Raw genomic sequence first — 25,285 nt, forward strand, 5'->3', positions numbered from 1 at the left:
GTTTCCGAAGTATAGAAGATATGGAAAAAAATTTAGATTTGCAGAATCTAAATGCTAAAAATAGTTTAGTACAAATTTTCTCAGGTTTTAATTCTGAATTTGAAGTCAAACAAATTCAGTCGATATTTAGAGAAAAAAATCCAAAGATCTCTTTTATAGGAACAACAACAGCAGGTGAAATAAATGGTTCTGTAGTATATGAAAAGAATATTGCTATCTCTATTGTTCAATTTGAACATACGACTGTAAAGTATGGGTATTTTACAAATGGTGAAGATTATGATTTAGGTAAAGATATTGCACACTCTTTAATTTTGGATGACACAAAATTATTGATACTATTTGCAAATGGACTTTGTATAAATGGAAGTGATGTTGTAGATGGTATAAGTAGTGTAAATACTCATATTCCTATAGCAGGGGGACTAGCAGGAGATAATGGAGCATTTATACAAACATTAGTTTTCAACAATGATACGATTGGTTTAAAATCTTGTGTAGGTGTATCTCTGAACAGTAAACGATTAGAAGTTTTTACAGACTACCAACTCAATTGGCAACCAATAGGTCAAACTATGTTCGTAACAAAAGCCAATAAAAATAGACTGTACGAGCTAGATGGTATTCCTGTAGTTGAAGTCTATAAAAAATATTTGGGTCACAATGTATCGGATAATCTTCCTTTTTCGGCAACTGAATTTCCTCTGCTTAAAATAGATGATGGTGATGTTGAGATATGTCGTACCTTTACAAATAAGTTTGAAGATGGCTCACTTCTTACTATAGGTAATTTAGAAGTTGACGATAAAGTAAGGTTAGCGTTTGGGAACATAGATTTAGTGTTGCGAGATACTAGAAAGAAAATAACTCAATACAAAACTTTTCAACCTGAAGCAATATTTACTTATAGTTGTACCGTTAGAAAATCTTTTTTACAATCAGAAATAACAGCTGAACTTGATCCCCTTGCAAAAACTGCGCCTACTTGTGGATTTTTTACTTATGGTGAGTTTTTTTCAAAAAATAGTAAAAATTCGTTGTTGAATATAACACTTACTATTTTAGGATTAAAAGAGAATAATCAAGAGTATAATGAAGAACAAAATTATTTGAATAATGAGTTAGATGAATCAGAAAAAAACTTTATTACAAATAAACACTTTTTAGTACTAGATGCTTTAACAACACTTTCAAATACTGTAATAGATGAATTAAGTGAAGCAAATAAAGAGCTTGAAAAAACAAAAACAGAATTAGAAATTTTAGCAACAACAGACAAACTAACAGGTATTTACAATAGAGCGAAACTTGATGATTTGTTTAATGCCGAAATCGATAGATGTAAGAGGTATAAAAACAGTTTTGGTTGTGCAATATTTGACCTTGATCATTTTAAAGAGGTCAATGATACTCATGGACATTTAGTTGGAGATGAGGTTTTGAAAAATATTTCAAATGTCATTAAAAGCAATATGAGAAAATCAGATATCTTTGGAAGATGGGGAGGGGAGGAGTTTGTTTTGATTCTTCCTGAAATTAATGAAGAGGGGATGATCTTTTATCTTGAAAAACTTAGAGTTATAGTAAGTAATTATACAAACGAAAAAGTTGGTACAAAAACTGTAAGTATAGGTGCAACCTTATATCAAAAAAATGACACAGTTGATTCTATTACAAAACGCGCTGATGATGCTTTGTATAAGGCTAAAAGATTAGGCAGAAATAACCTTGTATTGCAATAAGTGATAGCAACTTATGAGTCTAGATGAAACTTATATCCAAAATCAACAATAGTTTCTAAAGAGTTTTTTGGTATTTTTTTTCGAAGTCTCATTACGAGCGTCCGAATACTATCAGTAGTAGCAATATCACCTTCCCAAACATAGTTTAAAATATGGTCATAACTGAGTACTTTATTTTTATGTGTTATAAGTTGATGTAATAATAATGTTTCTTTTTTTGTGAGTTTAATTTGCTCTTTATTAAAAAGTTCTCGTTTTTCCATATCGTATGAAAAATCTTGATCTAATTGAATGATAGCATTTTCTAGTTGACAAAGTTTTTCTATTTTTACTTCTAACTCATCGATAAAAAATGGCTTTTTCAAATAATCATTACATCCATATCCATAAGCATTTTTAATAGTATCTAAATCAATATTTGAACTAATGATTAAAATAGGTATTGTTTTGTCATTTTCCCTTATCTCTTTTAATATATTTATACCATCAATTGATGGGACATTGATATCTAAAATAAAACAATCATAACCATAAAAAGCATTGTCTAATGCTTCATAACCATCTGTAAAAGCATCAACTTTATAACCTTTTATTTCAAGTCTTTTCACTATACTGTTATTTAATCTTTCATTGTCTTCAAGTAATAAGATTTTCATTTTTTTGCCTTTTTGGTAACTCTATAGTGAGTGTTGTTACATCTTTAGTATCTTTAAAATAAATTTTTCCATCCATTTTATCTTGTATCAAAATACGACTCATATAAAGTCCTAGTCCATTTCCTTTATCTTTTGTACTATAATACGCATGAAATAAAGAGTCTTTATTTTCTATATTGATTCCTGCTCCATTATCAATAATGAGTATCTCTACTATATCATTTTTTGATGACACTATGACATCAATTTTTCCTTTATAGTTAAGTTCTCTTTTTTTTAACTGCAAAATTGCATCTTTTGAGTTATTTAAAATAGCAATGAGTACTTGCATAAATTCATTTTTATATCCATAAACGATAAGATCTGGACCTTTATATTGTATATTTAACTCCAAATAACTATATTTCATTTGTCTTTCTATAATATTTAAAATTTCATTAAAAGCATTTTCGATGAAAAAATTTGATTTTTTTGCTGATGGTTTCAAAAAATCTCTAAAATCTTTTAAGGTTTTTGACATATATTGTATTTGAACCATTGCATCTTTTACAAATAGTTTCATATCTTCATCACTTATATTATACATATTATATTGAAGTTCTAAGTCTTGAACAATAGCAGACATCTCAACTAACGGTTCGTTCCATTGGTGTGCAATTGCATTAATCATCTCACCTATCTCTGCTAGTTTGGACTGTTGACTTAAAAAGGATTCATGTTGTTTTTTTTCATTTTGAATTTTTATCAACTCTGTAATATCATGCAAAATCGTAACTGTCCCAGCTACTTTATTTTGAGCTCCTAAATAAAGATCTTTACTCACAATGATAGTTTTCATATTGTCATTGAGTTTATAGTCCATAACATAGTCATCTACTTTTTCTCTATTAAATAACTTTTTTTCATAATTTTCATGAGTATTACAAAAATCTATTTGATTTTTAAAAAGATGATACATTGTTTTACCAATTATCTCCTCTTTATCTTGACCGATAAATTTACAAAAAGCATCATTACAACCTACATATTTTCCATCTTTATCTTTATAAAAAATTGGATTTTTCATAGTGTTTAAAAGTGTTTCAATAAAATTTAATTGGATTTGTAATTCGTTTCTGGCTTTTCGTTTGTCTTCAACCGAATCAATAAGCATAAAAATAATGATAGTGAAAAATATAAATGTTACAGCAATAATTGATAATTCTGTTTCATAATTTGCATAAAAAGTTTGTGGTTTGTTTGCGATAATACTTTCGTCTGGTAAGGATGAAAACTCTAATCCAAATTTCTTGAGTTTGTGATAATCAAAAATATAACTATTTGGACTTTTTTCAATAATAGGAATATCTGTAACTTTTTTGCCTTTGAGTATATATCGTACCATTTTTCCTGCTAATTCACCTTGTGAATCTGAGTGGGTTACAAACCCTCCAACTAAACCACGATTGAGATAAAAATCCCATAATCCATATATAGGCACATCTGATTTTTTTTCTATCTTTTTGAGACCATCTTTAAATGTAAAAACTTTTCCCGTGTCATCTCTATGTAAAAGCATAAATAAAATCACGCTATTTTTATCTAGCTTGGTGACTTTTTTTTGTAATTTTGCAATTTCAAAACTATCTATATATTCAACTTCTATCTCATTTTTATGTTTTTCATAGGCTTTGAAAAACTCTTTTTTCATCTCTTTACCAGTTGTTGTTGTATCGTTTATAACTAATAGTTTTGATAAATTAGGATGTAATTTAAGAATTAAATTAAGATTTTTTTCTATATCAACCTCTTCAACTACTCCTGTAGTACGCTTTTTGATGTTGTATTTTTGAAATGCTTGTTTATTAAAATTGTTGATTCCACAAAATACAATAGGAGTATCTTGAAATATTTGATCATGGTAAGTATTTAAAAACTCTAAGGCATTGTTATCAGAGGCTATGATAACATCAAATTTTCTATTTTGATATTTTTTTTTGTAAAAAGTATACAAAGATTCAATATAGTCTTCACTATAAATTCTCTTTGTATCCATATACTCAGTTGTTATCTCGACATTACTGTACTGTAAACTATCTTCGATAGCTTCAGATATTGAGTCAGTCCATTCGTAAGCTTTATGGTACGAATGTAATAATAATACCTCTTTTCCATATATAATAGACGATAAGAAAAGAAGTAAAATTAATTTATTTTTCATCACTACATTCGTCAAGTAAGTACAATATTGAACTATAGTCTTTTTCAGAAGTATGACTTAGACCTATTTCACATGTTTTACTTGTACTAAATCCTCTTTTTATATCTGGTTTGATTTGACCTTTTAAGCCAGCTAGTGCAGATGCATTTAGTTCAGGAAAGTTAAACCCTCTATCTCCAGCAAATCCACAACAATTTATATTTTCAGGTATTGTAACATCATTACTTAATATATTTGCTAATTTTTCAAACTTATCATCAAGTTTCATTTTTTTAGAACTACAAGTAGTATGAAGTACAATAGGTTCATAAGTTTTTGTGATTTTTAACTCTGGAACTAAAAACTCTAAAGAGAAATCAATAGGTTCATAAACTTTCATATTCATTTTTTTTAGACCATTTATCATTCTATATGAACATGGTGAATTATCACAAAGTATTGGATATTCTCCATTGTTTGAAGCTTCAAATAGTTCCATTAGTAAAGTTTCTAGCTGTTCATCTGCATCTTTTGTGAACCCTTTACTTTCAAAAGGAACTCCACAACATAAAGATTTATCTTTTTTTGGATAGATGATATTGTACTGTGACTTTTTCAATAATGATTCTACAACTTGGTTGATATCTCTAGTATCGACTGCTGTTTTACTTGCACCAAAAGCTCTATTGATACAACTAGAAAAATAGACTACATTTTTATCAAAGCTATGAACTTCTTCAGACTTTTTATAAGCGGCTACTTTAGGCATTGAGTCAAACCAATATGGAAATGTAGGTATGATTTTACGAATTTTTCTCATACCTGTTGGTTTGATAATAGATTCTACAAAGTTCAGTACTTTAAACCCTTGTCGTACTCCAAATAATGTTTCACCATAGTTTTTAGCAACAGTACTTGAAACTGTTTTTGCTAATTTTGAGTTTCTATGCCCTCTTATATCTTTAGTTAAAGCACCTGTATTGATATCAACAGGACAAGATGTAGCACAAAGACCATCAACAGCACATGTTTGTTCCCCATCATAAATATAGAGTTTTTCTAGCTCTTTATACTGTTCATTGTTCTCTTTTCTTCTTTGAATCTCTCTATTTACAGCAATTCTTTGACGAGGTGTAAGTGTTAAGTCTTTTGATGGACAAATAGGCTCACAAAATCCACACTCGATACATTTATCAGCAATAGGATTAAATGCAGGCATAAATTTTAGATTTTTTAAATGTGCTTTTTTATCTTCATTGATTATAACACCTGGATTTAAAAGGTTTTTTGGGTCAAATATTTTTTTAATCTCCTTCATTAAAATATATGCATCTGTTCCCCATTCCATCTCTACAAATGGAGCCATATTTCTACCTGTTCCATGCTCTGCTTTTAATGAACCTTTGTATTTAACTGCAACTAAATCACATACATCATCCATAAAGTTTTCATATCTTTTTACTTCTGATTCTTTTGAAAAATCTTGTGTAAATACAAAGTGAACATTCCCTTCTAAAGCGTGACCAAAAATGATAGCTTCTGTGTAGTTGTATTTTTTAAATATAGATTGAAGTTCAACAACCCCAGCGGCTAAATCTTCCACAGCAAAAGCAACATCTTCAATAATAACAGTTGTACCACTCTCTCTCATAGCTCCAACTGTTGGAAATGTTCCTTTTCTTATCGCCCATAGTTTTGCATACTCTTTTGGGTCATCTGTAAATTTTGCATCTTCTACAAGTTTATAGTTTTGAGAAATTTGTTTTACTTCTGCAATTTTCTCTTCTAAAAGCTCTTTTGAACTCTCCCCACACTCTACTAAAATAGAAGCAACATCATCGTGTAAAGTTTTGTAAAGAGGATCAACTCCCTCTTTGTGTTCGATACTTTTTAAACTTGCTCTATCCATTAGTTCTGCCGCATTTACTAAGTCTTTTTTCTGTTTTAACTCTGCAACAAATTTACAGGCTTCATAGATATCTTCAAATAAGATAATTGAAGAGGCTTTTACTTTTGGTTCTGCAACAGTATTGTATGTAATAGAAGAGATAAATCCTAAAGTTCCCTCACTACCAATCATTAAGTGAGCAATAATATCAATCTCATTTTCAAAATCAATTAAAGCATTTAAACTATATCCAGTTGTATTTTTTATAGAGTATTTTTTCTCGATTTTAGCATGAAGTTTTTTGTTGTTTTTTATCTCTTGAACAAGTTCTCTTAGTTTAGATACTAAAGTATTTTGTGATTTGAAAAAGCTTTCTTTAGATTCTTCATCACTTGTATCTAAAATAGTACCATCATTAAAAATCACTCTTATATCTTTTAGTGTTTTGTATGAATTTTTATCGATTCCACAACACATACCACTTGCATTATTAGCAGCTATTCCACCAATTTGTGCAGAATTGATACTAGCTGGATCTGGACCTATTTTTTTCCCAAAGAATTTTAAAGCTGCATTTGCTTGAGCACCAACAACACCTGGCTGAAGTTTGATTTGTTTTGCATCATTAAGTACTTCTATTTTTCTCCATCCAAATGAACAAACAACTAAAATAGAATCTGTTATTGCTTGACCAGAAAGTGATGTACCTGCAGCTCTAAATACCACTGGAAGATTTTGCTCTGAGGCGTGTTTTAAGATTAGACTTACTTCATTTTCATCAATAGCTTTGATTACTATTCGTGGAACCATTCTATAAAAAGAGGCGTCTGTTCCATAAGCTAATGTATGTAAAGAATCTGTGAAAATTCTGTCATTGGCTATGTTTGGTATAATTTTATTATAAAACTCTGTGTATGTATTATTTAACATTGTATTTCCTTTTTATGTATCAATTTATTTTGTGAAAGATAAAAAAGTTTTATTCGAGTCTGGCTATAGTATAAAGTCTTTGCTGAGGATTATTTATAAAAGAGAACATCACATCACATCTTTGTAAAGTTATATTCATAATTAAAGATAGAAAAGACAACATAATAATCTCCTTTTAAATAATTAGTTTAAATCAACAGTATCTATAAATTAATGTATCATTATCCTATAACAAAAGTATAACATTTAAAAAATACTAATACACTTTTATACTGATAAGGTTACATGTGTATATTTAATATACAACTATATTGTTCTTTTGTAATCATTTTATGTCATAATTTCTTATCAAAAATAAAAAGGAATTGAAATGGAAAATTTTGCAGATGTAAAATATATTTTAGATGGGTTCTTGTTTGTGTTCGCAGGAATTTTAGTAATGTGGATGGCAGCAGGTTTTGCTATGTTGGAGGCTGGTCTTACTAGATCAAAAAATAATGCTACGGTATTAACAAAAAATGTTGCGTTGTTTGCAATATCTTGTATTATGTTCTACTTAGTAGGATTTAATGGAATGTACGGTGAAGGAAATGCATTTATCGGAAGTTTATCTATATTGGATGAAACAACTGCTCCAGATGCTGCTTATCCAGTGATGGCAGACTTTTTCTTCCAAGTAGTATTTGTAGCAACAGCTGCTTCTGTTATCTCTGGAACAATTGCAGAAAGAATGAAGCTTTGGCCATTCTTAATATTTGTAGTAGTGTTAAGTGGTTTAATTTATCCTATCCAAGGTCACTGGACATGGGGTGGAAGCCTTACAGGTGAAGGTGCTTTAATTGAAGGTTTCTCTGATTTTGCTGGATCAACAATTGTTCATAGTGTTGGTGGATGGGCTGCTTTAGCTGGTGTACTTATATTAGGTGCTAGAAAAGGTAAATATGGTAAAGATGGAAAAGTTAGACCAATCCCAGGTTCAAATTTAGCGATTGCTACATTGGGTACATTTATTTTATGGATGGGTTGGTTTGGATTCAACGGTGGATCTCAATTAGCTTTAGGAAGTAAAGGTGATATTGATGCTATTGCTTCAGTGATTGCTACAACAAATATGGCAGCTTGTGCTGGTGCGATTACAGCAGCGTTATTTACACAACTATTATACAGAAAAGTTGATTTAACTATGGTTTTAAATGGTGCTTTAGCAGGTCTTGTATCTGTAACTGCAGCTCCTGATGCTGGTATGATGTATGGATTTGGTGTTGGTGTTGTTGGTGCTATCTTAGTTGTTCTTGCTGTTCCAATGTGGGATAAGATGAAAATTGATGATCCTGTTGGTGCTTTATCTGTGCATTTAGTTGCTGGTATTTGGGGAACATTAGCTGTTGGTTTATTTACAGCTTCAGGAACATTTATGGGACAACTTAAAGGTGTAGTTGTTATTGGTTTATTTGTCTTTATCGCATCGTTTATAGTTTGGAAAATACTTGATATGGTTGTTGGTTTAAGAGTTGATGAAGAGATTGAAATAGAGGGACTTGATATTCATGAAACTGGATTAGAGTGTTACCCTGAATTCAAAAAAGCTTAAAATTAGAAAAGGAGAAAAAGATGAAAAAAATTGAAGCAATTATAAAACCGTTTAAATTAGAAGATGTAAAAGATGCTTTAGCAGATGCTGGTATCACAGGTATGACTGTAACTGATGTAAAAGGTTACGGTCGACAGCAAGGTCACTCTGAATTATACAGAGGGGCTGAATATATAGTTGATTTTTTAGCAAAAACTAAAATTGAGCTAGCAGTAGATGCGGAAGATGTAGATAAAGTTGTAAAACTTATTACAGAGTCTGCAAGAACAGGAAAAATTGGTGATGGAAAAATATTTGTAACACCAATAGAAGAGATCATAAGAATTCGAACTGGTGAAACGGGTGAAGAGGCTATTTAAAAGGTACTAGATGTATCTTTCAAATTAGCCGAATGCAGTATCGATAGATACTCACTTTATCCAAAATATTATTCTGGAATATTAAAGTTTAAAACTCTTCAAGCGTTTGCTTGGGGAGTTTTTCGTATTTAAATATCTTCCAATTTAAGAACATCATATGCTACTTCTTCATAAGGATGAATATCTTTTAAAGTTTGAACTGCGTTTTTTATCAAATGATCTTCACATATCATCTCTATTCTATATTCTTCTACTTGTTCTATATTATTTATCGTTCCTATATGTGGATTTGCATTATTGATTGGTTTAAACTGTCCAGTACCCAATGTCTCAAAACAACAACATTCATAATCATTATATCTACCTGCACCTGCTTTAAATAAAGCTTCTTTTGTAGATTCTTTATTTTCCGTAGGAACAAAATATACAAGTTTGTACATATTAATCCTTTTATTTTAATACTTAGAGTTTTACACTAATCTAAGATAGAAAACAACAATTTTATTTTTTGTAATATTATCTTATCAAAATATATCAAAAAACTGCATATTAAAATAAATGAAAAATGTAGAAAAAACATAATAAAATTGTTTCATCAATAGAAATACTATAAACGCAAGTCTTATTATTATCTTATTATGAAGATTATGTTAAAATGTAAACATGAAAATAATAAATACAAAAGATACAAACTTTAAAGAAGAGTTTGAAAATATACTAGGTCGTGCTAAGGTTGATATCAAAAAGGTATCTGGAATTGTAAATGGTATTATTGATGATATCGTTGAAAATGGAAACAAAGCTGTAAAAGAACATGTAGCCAAGTTTGATAACTGGACACCTGCTAGTGATGCTGATCTATTTATCGATGTAGAAGATATGGAAAAAGCTTATAATAATATAGATGCTAAACTTAAAGTTTCACTACACTTAGCATATGATAGAATCAAAAAATATCATGAAAAACAACTTCCAAAATCTTGGATGGATTATGAATCAAATGGAACTATTTTAGGACAAAAAGTAACTGCTGTTGATAGAGCAGGGCTTTATATTCCTGGTGGAAAAGCTGCATATCCAAGCTCACTGCTTATGAATGCAATTCCTGCAATTGTAGCTGGTGTTGAAGAGATTATTGTATGTACTCCAACACCAGATGATGAACCAAATGAACTATTACTAGCAGCTTGTCACTTATGTGGTATCAAAACTGTTATGAAAGTTGGAGGAGCAAGTGCTGTTGCTGCTATGGCTTATGGAACAGAGACATTAAAAAAAGTTGATGTTATCACTGGACCTGGAAATATTTTTGTTGCTACTGCTAAAAAGCTTGTATTTGGTGAAGTAAATATTGATATGATTGCTGGTCCATCTGAAATAGGTATCTTAGCTGATGGAACTGCAAAACCAAAATATCTAGCAATAGATTTACTTTCTCAAGCTGAACATGATGAGATGGCTAGTTCGATTATGATTACTACTTGTGAAGAGATTGCAAAGTTTACAAGTGATGAAGTAGATAACTATTTAAAAGTACTAAGTAGAAATGAGATTGCAAAAAAATCTATCGATGAAAGAGGTTGTATTATCATCGCAACTTCTATGGATGAAGCGATTGAACTTATGAATGAAATTGCTCCTGAGCATTTAGAAGTGATGACAAAATCTCCTTTTGAATTACTTCCTCAAATTAAACATGCAGGCGCAATTTTCTTAGGTGAGAATACTCCTGAACCTATTGGGGATTATATTGCCGGACCTAATCATACTTTACCTACAGGTGGAACTGCTAAATTTTATAGTCCATTAAATGTAGAAGATTTTATGAAAAAAAGCTCAATTATTAGTTTTAGCCAAAATGCTATTAATGAGATAGGCGAAGCTTGTGCATTATTAGCAGATACAGAAGGTTTAACAGCACATGCAGAGTCTGTTAGAGTAAGAATAGAAAAATAAAAATGCCAAAATATACTGCACTTTTAGAAGATGAAGATGATATCTTTGGAGGAACTCCTAAGTCGAAGTTTTGGGATATTGTTAACACTGCAAACGATGATTTAGTAAAAGAACAAATTGATGTTTTACTAGAAAAATTTGCAGTGATGGAATCTTTGCTTCTTGAAACACATGATGAAGAAAAGTTATCTAAAGTTATTGAAGAGTATAGCTTTAAAAATTCAAGCGATGTGGAACTGAGTAAAAAAAGTGCTTACATACATGTAACTACAGAGATAATATCTCGTTTAGATAGTTAAAAATAATAATGAATCATTAAAAAGGTATAAATAAAATCATGGAAGAGTTATCATTAGTTAAAAATCAAATAAAAGAGTATATACAAGAGTGTGGCGATCAAAAAAGTTGTGATCTTTTAGAGATGTTAGCCGAAGGTAAAATGCTTCGATCAAAACTTATTTTGAAAATTGCTGGGGTAAATGATAACTCGATAAAACTTTGTTCAGTTGTAGAGATGATTCATGCAGCTTCACTTCTTCATGATGATGTGATTGATGAGTCAGATACAAGAAGAGGAAAACCCTCTATAAATGCATTGTTTGATAATAAAACTGCTATTATGTTTGGTGATATATTGTATTCAAAAGCTTTTACAGAACTTTCTCAAATGGACAAAAAAATAGCTCATACTGTTTCAAGTGCTGTAACACTTTTAAGTATTGGAGAGATGTTAGATGTCGATTTAACCAATAATTTTAATACTTCTTATGATAAATATTTTGATATGATCTATAAAAAAACAGCATCATTAATTGAAGCTAGTGCAAAAGCAGCAGCACTATTGTGTGGGAAAGATGAAATCGCTTTTGCTCTATATGGTAAAAACCTTGGTCTTGCTTTTCAGATGATAGATGATATATTAGATATTACTCAAGATAGTGCAACACTTGGAAAACCTGCTATGCTTGATTTTGTAGAGGGGAAAGTGACTATTCCTTATTTACTTTTACATGAAAGAATAGAAGATAAAGAAAAACTAGAATCACTGTATAAAAAACCATTAAATGAACAAGAATCATCATGGATAAAAGAAGAGATGATAAAAAATAATGTTCTAATAGATAGTATCTCACAAGCTCAAAAATTGGGGCTAGAAGCTGTTGAAGCTATCAAAATGGATGAAAATGAAGATTTGAAAAATATTATGAATCAGATGATAAATAGAGAGTTTTAGAAATGAAGAAAACTATTTTATATATCGCAATGACAAGTTGTCTTTTTGCAAATGAAACTTTAGTAATAGAAAAAAATAAAATATTTGAAAAGGTAGTTGTATCAAAAACTATGCAAGCAACATTTTCTCTTAGTGGTAAAAATAAACATCAAAGTATTTTAGAACATTCTATAAAAAAAGTTTCCGACATTGCAAAAAAAGGTGGCTGTTATGGTGGGGAGTATAGAGTTCGACCAAATTATATTTATGATAAAAATATTCAAATAATGGATGGCTATAGTACTTATGTAAATTTTAAGTGTGAATTTTCAGATAATAAATTGTATGAAAAAGTATTGGATAATATTAAAAAAGTGGATACTCTTACTCTTTCTCAAGGAGAAATAAAATATTTTTTATCAGACAAGAAAAAAGAATCAACAATCGAAAACTTAGAATTAAAAGCACTAGATTATGGAACAAAATATTCAAAAATGCTTGATGAAAATTTAGAAGAATATAAAAACTGTATGATTGCTAAACTCTCTTTTAGGGAAGAAAGTTTTCATAATCCAGCAAATTTAAGAATGATGAAATCTACACAGCAATCAGATGAAAGTACGATAATAACAACTCCTATAGACAACAAAAAGAGTGTATCTCTTCGTGGAAATTATACTTTCAAGTGTGAAAAAAAATAAAATAAGAACTAGAAAAAGCTAGTTTTTATAAACTAGCCCACCACATTCGTAAGTACAATCCGAGTGTTGACGTATATCCAACTTCTGAAAAAATCACTTTTTTATTTTTATCATAAATTATAGTAGTTGGAAACACTTTAATATTGAACATTTCAGAATAGTTACTTTTTTGATCGTTTATCACTTTAAAATCTAAGTTATTTTCTTTTAGATATTGCTTGATATTTTCATCTGAACCACTATTTACAGCTATAGTTATAACATTGTAATGCTTTGAGACTTGTTGTATATTTGGTGCTTCTATTTTACAAACAGGACACCATGTTGCCCAAAAATGAACCATAAGTGGTTTATTGTTAAATGATATCTCTTTCATGGGAAAGTTTGTTGTATTTAAGTCTTGTGAACGATAATAACTTACAATATTAAGTATCAAGGTGATTAGTATAAGAGAAATTAGAATCTCTTTGAAGTAGTGTTTTATTTTTTTCATAAGTTATTTTATCAAACTTGTCTTAGAGAAAAATATTTACTTATAAGTAGTTACAGAAATAATTATTGCTTGTAATGCCAACACAGCCCAAATAATATGGCTAGCATAATTTTTATAGATAAAATCAAATTTCTCTTTCATTATTTTTCTTTTTAAAATATCTTTTTATAATATAAAATATTGTGATAGGTATGATCGCAAATAGAACTATGAAAGTGATAGTATCAATCTGACTTACAATAGAAAATAGCATAAGAAAAGCATATACTGCAAGTAGTATAATTCTATTATTTCGATTTATCATAAATAACCTTTTTGAATATTGTAACATAAATAATAATTTGTTTCAACTGAGAAATAGTAAATTATCAAGAGTGTTTCTATGATAATAATTATCAATATTAAGTAAATATTAATGATGTTTTGATTAAAATATTTCTTTTAAAAAAGGAAAAGTATGAAAAATAATTTATTGGGTTTAGTATTATCATCGTGTGTAATGATCTCATTATCAGGCTGTGGTAGCAATAGTGACAGTTCGTCTAATATAGCTAGTCAAAAAAAAGGTATTTTGATTGATGATGTTATATCAGGTGTAAAATATGTGAATGATAATGAAAGTGGATTTACGAATGAAGATGGAGAGTTTAACTATACTGAAGGTGTGACACAGTTTTATGTTGGGAAAATCAAAATAGGTGAAATAAGCTCTTTACAAAATGATAATAAAGTTTTTGTTCAAGATTTAGTAGGTGTTTCTAGAACAAATATAGATGATGAAGAGGTTCTTAAAATCGCATCTTTTTTACAGTCTTTAGATGGAGATAAAGATACAGATACTATAGAAATCACAGACGAAATTTTTGAAAAATTCAATGATGAAGATAAAACAATAGCAAATATCGATGTAGATGCTTTATTAGAAAAAAAGAATATTGAAAAAATAACAAAAGAAAATGCAAAAAGACACTTAGAAAACATCTTAAAAATACATGGTATTTCTAATACTCAAACTACTAATGAAAATATCTCAGTATCTAATTTGATTACTACAAAAGGGCTTAGTACAAGTATTAATGTTGTTTTTAATGAGGATATTAAAAAATTCAAAAAAGAAAATATTTTTCAACTCAAAGATGAAAGTTCTCAACAAGTGCCATTTACTCTTGAACATAATTTTAATGAAGTGAAATTAGTTTTATCAAAAGAGGTGAGTTCTTTCGATGGCTATAAATTGAGCATAGATGTTTCAAAATTAAAAGGTTATGGTGTAAATGGTTTAGAGAATGAATTATTAGAAATAACACTTGGAAAAAATGCAGAGAATGAATACAAAACAGATATTGTTCCTCCCGTAATAGAAATGGGAAAAAATTATCAAAAAAACATATCTACGAATAAAACTTTATTGGATTTAATAGGTAAAGCTTCTGATAATACGCAGATGAAAGAAATTATTTTAAAAATTAATGATACTGAAAAAGAAGTTTCAAATATAACTGATGAATTTAGCATAGATACAATTTTACAAGCTGGTAAAAATGACTATGAACTGATTGCAGTTGATACAAATGAAAATCAAACAATCATCACTGGCTCTGTTTATTTGGGTAATACTGTTGCAGCAGGTGGTTCACATTCTGGTGCTATTTATAAAGATGGTTTATATACATGGGGTAGAAATAACTATGCACAAACAGGAGTAGGATATGTGTCTAAACTAAGTGATGAAACAAATGGAGAACATCCTATCTCACCAATTCAAATCACAACACCTACAAAACTAGTAGCGATATCATTTAATTCAAACTTTTCACTAGGATTAGATGAGTTTGGTGATGTTTATAGTTGGGGATCAGATAAAAGTGAAGAGTTAGGAAGAGGAACTGAACTACGAGAGAGTTGTAGTAAAGAGAATGATTGTCGAAAAAGTATAGAAAAAGTAGAAGGATTGAGTAATATTGTTGCGATTTCAGCTGGGTCAAGCCATTCTTTAGCGATTAAAAATGATGGAACAGTTTGGGGATTTGGTAGTAATGGTGATGGTCAACTAGGAATAGGGGAATCAAGCACTTCAAGTTCTGCTATACAAGTAAAATTTGATGATGAAAATATAAAAATAGTTCAAGTAAAAGCAAGTGGTAATTTTTCTTTAGCTTTAGATGACAAAGGTCAAGTTTGGGCTTGGGGTAAAAATAACTATGGACAAATGGGACAGCCTGAAGCGTTTGGAACATCAGATCAGTTGACACCTATCAAAATAACTATACCACAAAATGAAAAAATCACTTCAATTGCAGCAGGAAAAGGGCATATTTTAGTTTTAAGTGAAACAGGTATTGTATATGGATGGGGACTAAATGCAAGTAGTCAGCTAGGATATTATGGATATCAGTATAAAAACACAGATGAAGCGTGGGATAGAACTATTTTTGGTCCAAAGGTTATTTTAGAAAATAACGATACAAATCAAGTTACACAAGTATATGCTGGAGGAAATTCAAGTTATATTTTAAGAGAAGATAAAAAAATATATCCATGGGGACAATATGGAGAAACAAGTGATGCAGGTAAGCAAGAATATAATAATTTAGATTTTCCTGAAGACAAATTAACAGCAATTAGTTCAGTAAAAAACATCGCAGCAGGATCACTTCATATAGCAGCAGTTCAAGAGGATGAGACTATTTTTACTTGGAGATGGAGTTATGAAGGTTCATTAGGTGGTGGAGAAGCAACAGCAAATATATGGTTTTATAATTATCCAATCAAACCTATTTTTAAAGTAGATTCAAATAGCTCAAATCCTGATGATACAACAGATAGTGAAATAGATGACTCAAAATGGGCACCAAATGGTGGTAATGCAACTGTAAAATATGATAAAGTTGAGCCTTTTATGAAAATTTCAGAGAAAATTTCTGAAGGGGAGATTAGTGGGGTGTCACAAGGGAGGGAACTTTTTCTTGCCCAGTGGGATGTAGCAGGAGGTTCTAGACCGACACTTGATGGGCTAGGACCATTGTTTAATGCAAATGCTTGTACCTCTTGTCATGTTTCAAATGGAAGAGTTGTACCATATTTTAATGATGGTACAACAGATAAATCATTTTTATTTCGTGTAGGAAATGAAAAAGGTGAACAACATCCAATTTTCGGAGGACAACTACAAACACAAGCAACAGTTGGTGTAGCAGAAAGTAATATCACATGGAGTAAAGATGCAAATGATAATATACAATTTATCTCATCAGCAGATTTACATTCAGATGGATTTAATATGGGTGGTAGAATCTCTCCACATTTATTAGGGATGGGACTTTTAGATTTAGTATCAGAAGCAACTATTTTAGAGTATGAAGATGTCTATGACTCAAATAAAGATGGGATATCAGGAAGAGCTCATTGGGTTATAGAAGAGGGTGAAACAAAAATCGGTAGATTTGGATGGAAAGCTATTAACTCGAGTTTAAGAACTCAAAATGCAGGAGCTTTACACCAAGATATGGGTCTTACAAGTGTTGTCAATATGCAAGAAAATTGTACAGAGAATCAAAGTATTTGTAAAGAGGAGCAAAATGGTGGCAGTCCAGAAGTTTCAGAAGCATCACTACAAGCAATTGTTGATTTTATGAGTGCATTGGGAGTACCTGAAAGAAGAATTGAAAATGTAGAGAAATTTGAAGAGGGTGCTTCTTTATTTGAAACTATTGGTTGTAATAGTTGTCATAGACCAACTATGATAACAGACACAAGTAGTAAATTCAAAAGCTTAAGCAATCAAAAAATTTACCCTTATACCGATTTATTGTTACATGATATGGGTGATGATTTAAGTGATGGAGTAAAAGAAAAAGATGCTAGTGGCAATGAATGGAGAACACCACCTTTATGGGGAATTGGTATTGTTGAAGCAAAAGATAATGCAAAATTTTTACATGATGGAAGAGCTTCAAGTATTAAAGAAGCGATAGAGTTACATGGTGGTGAAGCTCAAAAAGCAAAAGAGTCATTTCTCAAGCTAGGTACAGATAAGCAAGAACGACTTTTAGAGTTTTTACGAGCAATTTAGAAAATGATGAGAACAAAATAATATTAAAGCTATAAAATTGTATAATCCCAAGATATATACTTGAAGTACAATTAATGTACTTAACACAAGGGATTTAGAACATTGGAATACTTAGTAATCAGTTTTACTCACAAAAATACAGACATAGCTACAAGAGAAAAAATAGCTTTTAATAACGACTTAGAGAAAGAATCTTTTTTAAAAAAGATTCTTTCTAAAGAGGTGATTAATGAAGCTCTTTTATTATCAACTTGTAATCGAATAGAACTTTTAATAAGTACATATAATAGTAAAGAATCTCGAAAAATTGCTATTGATAACTTCTCATCACACTCAGAACTTTCATCTGAAGAGTTATTTCAACGAGCAGATATCTATGACAATGAAAGTGCTATTCATCATATTTTTACTGTTGCATCCTCTTTAGACTCTTTAGTAGTAGGTGAAACACAAATTGCAGGACAATTAAAAGATGCTTTTAAATTTTCTATTGATAAAGGTTTTTCAGGACAAAAACTTTCACGAGTGATACATTTTGCATTTAAATGTGCGGCAAAAGTACGAAATGCAACACAGCTTGGTAGCGGTTCAGTATCTGTAGCTTCGACAGCTGTTGCCCAAGCAAAACAATTATATCACGATAAAGATGGGATAAAAGCACTTGTAATAGGAGCAGGTGAGATGAGTGAATTAGCTTGTCGTCACTTACTTAAATATGGTTTTGATGTAGTGATTTGTAGCAGAAATATGAAAAAAGCTAGGGTCTTAGCACACTCTATTATTAGTGATGGAAATGGAGAAAGTTATGAATCTTCTCGAATAGATGTTCGTCCTTATGATGAGCTTGAAAAACTTTTAAACTCTATGGAACTTATGATTACTGCAACAAGTGCACCATATCCGATTATTAAAGAAGAGATGTTACAAGAAGTAGAAATGGTTAGAAATTGGTTTGATATAGCATTGCCAAGAGATATTGATAATATTGAGTTTACGGATGTAAATATTTATAGTGTGGATGATTTACAATGTATTGTGGATGAAAATATGGCATTAAGAGCCAGCCAAGCAAAAGAAGCTTATTCTATTGTTGGATCGATGACTACGGAGTTTTATAATTGGTTAAACACTTTGAGTGTAGAGCCTATTATAAAAAATCTCCACCTAAAAAGTGAAGAGATTATAGAAAAAAAACTTCAAAATGCAATCAAAAAACATTTTATTCGTACTGAAGATAAAGAAAATATCAAAAAACTATGCCAAACAGTGATGGCTGAATTTTTACACCAACCAACAGTAAAACTCAAAAATGTTTCTAACTCCCATGAAGGTGATGTTGTTTTAGGAACTACGCAAAATTTATTTGGACTTGAAGAAGAGTAGTGTTTTTAAAACTATTCTTCTAGAAATAAACTGAAATTTTTCACTGTAAAGAGTTGTAAGTTTTCAGTTTTTTTCAGAGTTTTCAGCTCACTTGTATACCCCTTTTTAGAAAACAATATAAATGTATCTACATCAATTTTGACTTGTTTACATTTTTCTTTTAAGTTAGTTAATTCTGTTTTTTTGATTTTTGAGTTTGTAAACTTACACGATCCAGCTACTATTTTACCAGATTTTGTTTTTCCTACTAAATCTAAATTTATATCATCATCCCAGTATCGTCCAAGTGTAAACATAAAATCATCTTTTGAGATCACCTTTAAGTATTCGTGAGAAAGTTGCTCAAAAATGATGTCTGAAAATTCTGTTTTGTGGTTATTGTATTTTTTGTAAAACTCTTCGTAGTTTTTTTCTTTTATCCCTTTGAACAATGGTGAAACAAATGCAAACCAAAATCTTACAACTGGTGATGTAAAGAGTAGTCTTTCTGATACTGTGTATTGGTCAGATAGTTTTGAGAGTTTTTGTAAAGATTTTTCAAGTTTTAAAACTTTTAATCCACATAAGTCATCAACTATTTCGATACCGTTATCAAATGATATTCCAACTTTTCTAAAAGCAGAATTGGTTCTTCTATCACCTATTGCAAGTGCTGTTAATATTTTACTATATTCTGGATCAGCCTTTGTGATGTCTGCAATGAAGTTTCTTAAGTATTTATATCTTTTTAAAATATGTGTTTCGATGAGTTCTTCTACACTTTTTGATGTATCGATATCTACATCAAGTCCACCAAAAATAGAGAAGTATTCTACTGCTGTTTCCATACTAGTTATTTTGTTTCTTTTACAAAAGTTACTAAATTGTGTGTGTATTGGTTCTTTAATTGAAATGATAATTTACCCTTTAATTATTTTAGTTTTGTATTATAGCATTTTAATTTAAAAGCAATAAGCAATTTTATAGTAAAATACATTTTAAAAACAAATTATAAATAAAAATAAGGCACTACATAAATGAAATTTTCAAAACTATTTATACCAACAACAAAAGAAACACCATCGGATGCTGTATTATCATCACATCAGTTTTTACTAAGAGCTGGATTTATCAATCAGCAAGGTGCTGGTCTTTATAACTATTTACCATTGGGAAAAATGGTATTAGAAAAAATTCGAGCTATAGTAAAAGATGAGTTAGATAAAGCAGGGTGTAATGAAGTACAACTAAGTTTTGTAACTCCAATGCAACTATGGGATAAAAGTGGTAGAGCAGATGATATGGGCGCAGAGATGTTAAGAATACAAGATAGACATCAAAATGATTTTGTATTGAGTCCTACAAACGAAGAAGCGATGGTAGAACTTGTTAAAAATAGAGTAAAAAGTTATAAAGAGTTACCTGTAAACTTATATCAAATAAATACAAAATTTAGAGATGAAGCTAGACCTAGATATGGATTATTAAGAGGTAGAGAGTTTCTGATGAAAGATGGATATTCTTTTCATGCTTCTAAAGAAGATATGGTAAGAGAATTTGATCTTATGGAAAAAACATATAAAAAAATCTTTACTAGACTAGGACTTGATTTTAGAGTAGTTGATGCTGATAGTGGTGCTATTGGTGGAACTGGAAGTAAAGAGTTTCATGTTTTAGCAAATAGTGGAGAAGATACTATTTTAGTTTGTGGTGAGTGTGACTATGGAGCAAATATCGAAACTATTTTTGAAGATGAAGTAGAAGTTGATAAATTGAATGAACAAAGTTATGAAGAGCTACAAGAAAAAGAGGTAGAACAAAAATGTTCATGTGGTGGAAAACTATCATTTAAAAAGGGAATAGAAGTTGGTCATATATTTCAACTTGGTGATAGATACTCTTCTGCACTTGATGCAAAATTTCAAGATGAAACAGGAAAACCAAAAGCATTTGAGATGGCAACATTTGGTATAGGTGTAAGTAGATTAGTTGCTTCAGTTATAGAACAAAGTCATGATGATGATGGTTGTATTTGGACTAAATCAACTACTCCATATATGGTAGATGTAATTGTTTCAAATGCAAAAAAAGAACCAGAATTAGAAGCTGGAACTAAAATCTATGAAGATTTAAATGATGCTGGAATTAGCTCTATTTTAGATGATAGAAAAGAGAAAAAACATACTTATGGTTTTAAAATGGGTGATTTTAAACTTATTGGTTTCCCTTATGCTGTTGTAATTGGAAAAAAATTAAGTGAAGGTTTAGTTGAATTTGTGGATAGAAAATCTGGTGAAAAAATCGACATTAAACTAGATGAAATTACCGACTATATAAAAGGTCTTTAATAAATTTCAGAATAAATAAAACAACTTAAAGGATAATTATTATCCTTTAAGTTTCACTATGTCATAATATTTTATATCGAAACAAAGGAATATAAAATGAGACAATATGAAACATACAAATGTAACGCCTGTGGTAATGAAGTAGAACTAAATAAAGTTGGTGGTGGTGAGTTACACTGCTGTGGACAAGCTATGGAGATGATTACAGAAAATCTTACTTTAGTAAACTTATTAAAAGCTTTTTCAGGTGAATCTCAAGCACGAAATAAATATGAATATTTTGCAAAAGTAGCTCAAAAAGAGGGTTATAGAGATATAGCAGAACACTTTCAAAGAGCAGCAAATAATGAAAAACATCATGCTAAAATGGAACTGTCATTACATAATAGAATGAAGAATGATAGTGAAGATAACTTTGGAAATACAGCTCAAAACTTACAAGAAGCTATAGATGGTGAAAGCTATGAAAATGTAACAATGTATCCAGATTTTGCTACAATTGCAAAAGAAGAAGGTCATAAAGAAGCTGCTAGATTATTTACAGGTATTGGTAAAATTGAAGTGGAACATGAAAATATGTTTAAAAGACTTTTGGAAAGATTAGAAGCCAATGCAGAACATGTAAGTGAAGATGCAGAAGAAGCATGGATTTGTGAAGTGTGTGGACATATCCATTATGGTAAAAAAGCTTTAAAAACCTGTCCTGTGTGTAAACATCCTGAAGAGTATCAGTCTCGTTTTAATACACAAAAATAGTTTTATTTATACCAATTACATTTAATGTGTTTGGTATAAAACTGTTTTATTTTTTTTGGTTTAACAGAGGGAATACCATTCCTTTAGTAGCATTTTGAAGTAATTTTATATCACCTTCATTTTTAAATGTGATTCCACCTTTAAGTATACTTTTTGCACTACCAAATTTAATTTTTGCTCCAAAAACTCCTACCTCCATATCAATAGTAGTTGCTTTATAAAATTTACTTTGCATTTTTAAAATATTTGCATATTGTTTTTTTATAAAAAGTTTAAAAATAACAAATTCTCCATTTTGAGTTAAATCAGCATCATAAATTTCACCAACTTCAAAACCCTTGTAGTAAATAGGAGAACCGACAGTTATATTTTTACTCTCTTTTGCTTTAAGAAGAACTCTTAACCCCTCTTTGTAGTAAGTACTATCTGGGTTTATTGAGTCTAAATGATACTGTGAGTTATATCCATTGTTTGTATCTGCAATTAGATTAAAATTATCACCTAATACTGTTGTTGCGATATTCTCGATTTTTTCTAAGGATATTTTCATACCTTCTAAATATATTTTGGCATTTTTACCAAAAAGGTATTTGTATTTATTTTGTATTTGTATATCTACTTTTATATTTTTATTCAAGCTAATTTGTTTTACTTTTCCTATTTCAATATTTTTGTACAATAAAACAGAACTTTTTTTAATATTACAGTCGTCATTTATAAATACAGATATAGTGAACATGTTTTTTTCATAGTATTGCTCAATATCATCATAAAAGGTAAATACCTTACTTGAAAGTTTTTTATTATCTTCTGGAGTTATAAATGTTACCCCACCTAGTAAAAGCTCTTTTAGATTTGAGAGTTCAACCTCTATACCATCCGTAGATATTTTGCTTGATATTGCTTTTTGTTTATAAAAAACTGATGAATTGTTAAGCAGATGTTTGAAATCATTTTTGATATGTCCATATACAATATTTTTATTTTTTTGAATAGTAACTTTATCTATTTTTCCTACTTTAACACCTTTATAATATATGGTATCTGTATTTGAAATATTATTAGCTAAAAGTTTAAACTTATAGTGGTTTTTATATGAATGTAAAATATCGATATCATCTTTTGAGTTGTATAGCTGATATGATTTTTGTATGTTTTTATCATGCTGTGGGGTTACAAAACCTATGGCACTACTTATCATAGTTTTTATAGAAGGGATTTTTAAATTTATCTCTTCGAGTGAGGCTTTGAGTTCTAATGGGTTTATTTTATAAAACTTTGTTTTTGAAGAGATAAGATACTTATATTTATCATAAATAAGAACTTTGTATTTTATAGTAAACTTATCTATTGATTTTTCGAGTATTTCTCCTATAGGTAAACCTTTGTATAAAATAGTTGAAGTAAGGTCAAAGTCACCTTTATCTGAAGTGATAGTAAAAACTATACCTTTTTTGCTTGGTTTTGTATCATATCCTTTAAAAATAGTTTGTTTTTTTAGTTTTTGTAGCTTTACTAAATTTGTTGTTGCAGGGACAATTTCAATATAATTCCCTTTCAAAATATTACTCAATGCACTCACTTCTTTGAGTGACAGCTGAGGGGAAACTTTGTAGAACATTGTTCCCTCTTTTACGAGATAATTATACTGGGAATATATGGTTGCTTTTACAATAAACTGGTTGATATTTTTATCATCTATCTCAATTGAGTTCAAATCTCCTATATGCAGTCCATTATACTGAATGTGACTTTGTCGTACATCAAGCCCATTGATATCGTGAAATCTTATTTCTATCTCATTGCCAATTTTTGTGTAATGTTCATACACCATGCTAATAGAGATAATAATAGCAACAATAGGTGCTATCCATGCTAAAATAATTATCGATTTTTTTCTTTTGGTAACTGCTAAAGACATATCTAATTCTTCTCCCATATCAATCTTATATCAAATGATTTACTTGCCATCATTGTAAAAAACACTACAAGTGTAAAAGGCATAATTGCTGTGCCTGATTCTATTCTTACTAATTGATCAAACTGAACAAATGAAGCTGCTATAACAACTACAAATACATCTAGCATTGAGTATTTTCCCCAGCCATCATTGACTCTATAATAAATGGTCATAGCTTTTTTATAATTTTTAAAAATACCATATTTTGCCATAAATATCATTATAAAGACACTTGAGATCTTCAGTAAAGGGATACAAATACTAGTAAAGAATATAATAGATGCAATAAAATAATCTTTTTCTTCCCAAAGTATAACAATCCCACCCCAAATAGTATTATTGTATTCCACTCCAAATTGATAAGTTGGCATGATCGGTAAAACATTAGCAGGGATAACAAATATAAGCGCTAAAACTAAGTATATAATACTCTTAAACATAGCATTTTCATCTTGTTTATTTATCTCTACAGTTTCTAATATATCATAAGGATTAAACCACATAAGAATAAGATAAAACATCACAACATAGATACATACTACCCAAAAACCTAGGTTTATGTGCATGGTGGTTAACTCTTCAAGTTTAACCATAGATATCACAATCCCTATCATATAAACCTCTGCCATATTCCAGTCTTTGAGTTCTTTGTATAAAGATACTGCTTTTTTAAGTATATGTAGAGGGATATGAAGTTTTTTACCAAATATAATTAAATTGATTAACGATATCATAAAAATAGGTATAAAAATAACAGTTATGAAAAGTATAGCAGCACTAACTTTATAGTCATCATAGTATAAAATTTCGATGGAGTCTAAAATAGAGCGACTTTTTGTACTTATAAGGGTCACTGTTAAAACATCGCTTGTAATCATCCAAAAAAAGATAACAAGTGTCGAAAGTGACATTATGATAATAGAAGTAGATGAAGCACCACCTCTATACACAACGCCCCTACAAGTTGGACAAGTATATTCAAACCCAGAAGTAAATTTTCGTATTCGTAGTTTTGTGTTACAATATTTACAGGGTATTTGATGCATTGTTGTTTAAGCTAGCCTTTTTAATATAGGATA

General features: G+C 29.7%; 20 protein-coding genes. 11 read left to right on the forward strand and 9 right to left on the reverse strand.

What is annotated here, in order from left to right; all coding sequences use genetic code 11:
- Positions 1 to 20 precede the first annotated feature (20 nt).
- Positions 21 to 1,742 (forward strand): diguanylate cyclase, encoded by a 1,722-nt coding sequence (locus tag ACMCMH_RS09310; protein WP_412724879.1) that lies wholly within the window; start codon positions 21 to 23, stop codon positions 1,740 to 1,742.
- 11 nt (positions 1,743 to 1,753) lie between these two features.
- Here ACMCMH_RS09310 and ACMCMH_RS09315 read toward each other — a convergent pair whose 3' ends face one another.
- The 3 genes from ACMCMH_RS09315 to ACMCMH_RS09325 are packed head-to-tail and all read right to left on the reverse strand — an operon-like array spanning position 1,754 to position 7,395.
- Positions 1,754 to 2,398: a response regulator transcription factor gene (locus ACMCMH_RS09315; RefSeq protein ID WP_412724881.1), complete on the reverse strand. Its 645-nt coding sequence runs from the start codon at positions 2,396 to 2,398 to the stop codon at positions 1,754 to 1,756.
- Positions 2,379 to 4,598 carry an ABC transporter substrate binding protein gene (locus ACMCMH_RS09320; RefSeq protein WP_412724883.1) on the reverse strand — a complete coding sequence of 740 codons (2,220 nt, stop codon included), beginning with the start codon at positions 4,596 to 4,598 and terminating at the stop codon, positions 2,379 to 2,381. Before ACMCMH_RS09320 ends, ACMCMH_RS09315 begins: the two co-directional genes overlap by 20 nt.
- Entirely contained in the window at positions 4,588 to 7,395 is a 2,808-nt protein-coding gene (locus tag ACMCMH_RS09325) for an FAD-binding and (Fe-S)-binding domain-containing protein (RefSeq protein ID WP_412724885.1), read from the reverse strand. Before ACMCMH_RS09325 ends, ACMCMH_RS09320 begins: the two co-directional genes overlap by 11 nt.
- A 370-nt stretch (positions 7,396 to 7,765) precedes the next feature.
- Between ACMCMH_RS09325 and ACMCMH_RS09330 the strand changes: the two genes are divergently transcribed.
- Both ACMCMH_RS09330 and ACMCMH_RS09335 read left to right on the forward strand, forming a co-directional pair.
- Positions 7,766 to 8,986 (forward strand): ammonium transporter, encoded by a 1,221-nt coding sequence (locus ACMCMH_RS09330; RefSeq protein WP_412724887.1) that lies wholly within the window; start codon positions 7,766 to 7,768, stop codon positions 8,984 to 8,986.
- A 20-nt stretch (positions 8,987 to 9,006) separates the two neighbouring features.
- A complete protein-coding gene (locus ACMCMH_RS09335) occupies positions 9,007 to 9,345 on the forward strand; it encodes a P-II family nitrogen regulator (RefSeq protein ID WP_412724889.1) in 339 nt (112 codons plus the stop codon).
- 128 nt (positions 9,346 to 9,473) lie between these two features.
- Here ACMCMH_RS09335 and ACMCMH_RS09340 read toward each other — a convergent pair whose 3' ends face one another.
- Positions 9,474 to 9,785: an NGG1p interacting factor NIF3 gene (locus tag ACMCMH_RS09340; RefSeq protein ID WP_412724891.1), complete on the reverse strand. Its 312-nt coding sequence runs from the start codon at positions 9,783 to 9,785 to the stop codon at positions 9,474 to 9,476.
- A gap of 223 nt (positions 9,786 to 10,008) precedes the next feature.
- Here ACMCMH_RS09340 and hisD point away from each other — a divergent pair, with 223 nt between their 5' ends.
- From hisD to ACMCMH_RS09360, 4 genes are read left to right on the forward strand one after another with little or no spacing between them, the layout of a single operon-like run.
- Positions 10,009 to 11,301 (forward strand): histidinol dehydrogenase, encoded by a 1,293-nt coding sequence (gene hisD, locus ACMCMH_RS09345; protein ID WP_412724893.1) that lies wholly within the window; start codon positions 10,009 to 10,011, stop codon positions 11,299 to 11,301.
- A gap of 2 nt (positions 11,302 to 11,303) precedes the next feature.
- A complete protein-coding gene (locus tag ACMCMH_RS09350) occupies positions 11,304 to 11,600 on the forward strand; it encodes a DUF2018 family protein (RefSeq protein WP_412724895.1) in 297 nt (98 codons plus the stop codon).
- Positions 11,601 to 11,638: 38 nt separating this feature from the next.
- Positions 11,639 to 12,535: a polyprenyl synthetase family protein gene (locus tag ACMCMH_RS09355; protein WP_412724897.1), complete on the forward strand. Its 897-nt coding sequence runs from the start codon at positions 11,639 to 11,641 to the stop codon at positions 12,533 to 12,535.
- A gap of 2 nt (positions 12,536 to 12,537) precedes the next feature.
- A complete protein-coding gene (locus ACMCMH_RS09360) occupies positions 12,538 to 13,215 on the forward strand; it encodes a hypothetical protein (RefSeq protein WP_412724899.1) in 678 nt (225 codons plus the stop codon).
- A 25-nt stretch (positions 13,216 to 13,240) separates the two neighbouring features.
- Here the strand turns inward: ACMCMH_RS09360 and ACMCMH_RS09365 are convergent, their stop codons facing one another.
- Together ACMCMH_RS09365 and ACMCMH_RS09370 are read right to left on the reverse strand one after the other, a co-directional pair.
- Positions 13,241 to 13,708: a protein disulfide oxidoreductase gene (locus ACMCMH_RS09365; RefSeq protein ID WP_412724901.1), complete on the reverse strand. Its 468-nt coding sequence runs from the start codon at positions 13,706 to 13,708 to the stop codon at positions 13,241 to 13,243.
- Between the two features lie 124 nt (positions 13,709 to 13,832).
- Positions 13,833 to 14,012: a hypothetical protein gene (locus ACMCMH_RS09370; RefSeq protein ID WP_412724903.1), complete on the reverse strand. Its 180-nt coding sequence runs from the start codon at positions 14,010 to 14,012 to the stop codon at positions 13,833 to 13,835.
- Between the two features lie 153 nt (positions 14,013 to 14,165).
- On the opposite strand from ACMCMH_RS09370, the gene ACMCMH_RS09375 reads away from it, so the two are divergent.
- Complete coding sequence (locus ACMCMH_RS09375) at positions 14,166 to 17,780, forward strand: di-heme oxidoredictase family protein (RefSeq protein ID WP_412724905.1); 3,615 nt, start codon at positions 14,166 to 14,168, stop codon at positions 17,778 to 17,780.
- A 102-nt stretch (positions 17,781 to 17,882) separates the two neighbouring features.
- Entirely contained in the window at positions 17,883 to 19,163 is a 1,281-nt protein-coding gene (hemA, locus tag ACMCMH_RS09380; RefSeq protein ID WP_412724907.1) for a glutamyl-tRNA reductase, read from the forward strand.
- 11 nt (positions 19,164 to 19,174) lie between these two features.
- Here hemA and ACMCMH_RS09385 read toward each other — a convergent pair whose 3' ends face one another.
- Positions 19,175 to 19,990, reverse strand: a complete 816-nt coding sequence (locus ACMCMH_RS09385; RefSeq protein ID WP_412724909.1) for a DUF234 domain-containing protein — start codon at positions 19,988 to 19,990, stop codon at positions 19,175 to 19,177.
- Positions 19,991 to 20,179: 189 nt separating this feature from the next.
- Between ACMCMH_RS09385 and proS the strand changes: the two genes are divergently transcribed.
- Both proS and ACMCMH_RS09395 read left to right on the forward strand, forming a co-directional pair.
- Positions 20,180 to 21,490 carry a proline--tRNA ligase gene (proS, locus tag ACMCMH_RS09390; RefSeq protein ID WP_412724911.1) on the forward strand — a complete coding sequence of 437 codons (1,311 nt, stop codon included), beginning with the start codon at positions 20,180 to 20,182 and terminating at the stop codon, positions 21,488 to 21,490.
- Between the two features lie 96 nt (positions 21,491 to 21,586).
- A complete protein-coding gene (locus ACMCMH_RS09395) occupies positions 21,587 to 22,246 on the forward strand; it encodes a ferritin family protein (RefSeq protein ID WP_412724913.1) in 660 nt (219 codons plus the stop codon).
- Positions 22,247 to 22,292: 46 nt separating this feature from the next.
- Here the strand turns inward: ACMCMH_RS09395 and ACMCMH_RS09400 are convergent, their stop codons facing one another.
- Both ACMCMH_RS09400 and ACMCMH_RS09405 read right to left on the reverse strand, forming a co-directional pair.
- On the reverse strand, positions 22,293 to 24,185 hold the full coding sequence (locus ACMCMH_RS09400; protein WP_412724915.1) for an MlaD family protein: 1,893 nt from the start codon (positions 24,183 to 24,185) through the stop codon (positions 22,293 to 22,295).
- Positions 24,170 to 25,252: a paraquat-inducible protein A gene (locus ACMCMH_RS09405; RefSeq protein WP_412724917.1), complete on the reverse strand. Its 1,083-nt coding sequence runs from the start codon at positions 25,250 to 25,252 to the stop codon at positions 24,170 to 24,172. Before ACMCMH_RS09405 ends, ACMCMH_RS09400 begins: the two co-directional genes overlap by 16 nt.
- Between the last annotated feature and the right edge of the window lie 33 nt (positions 25,253 to 25,285).

This window comes from Arcobacter sp. 15-2 (assembly GCF_047159865.1).
Lineage (GTDB): Bacteria > Campylobacterota > Campylobacteria > Campylobacterales > Arcobacteraceae > JAIOSF01.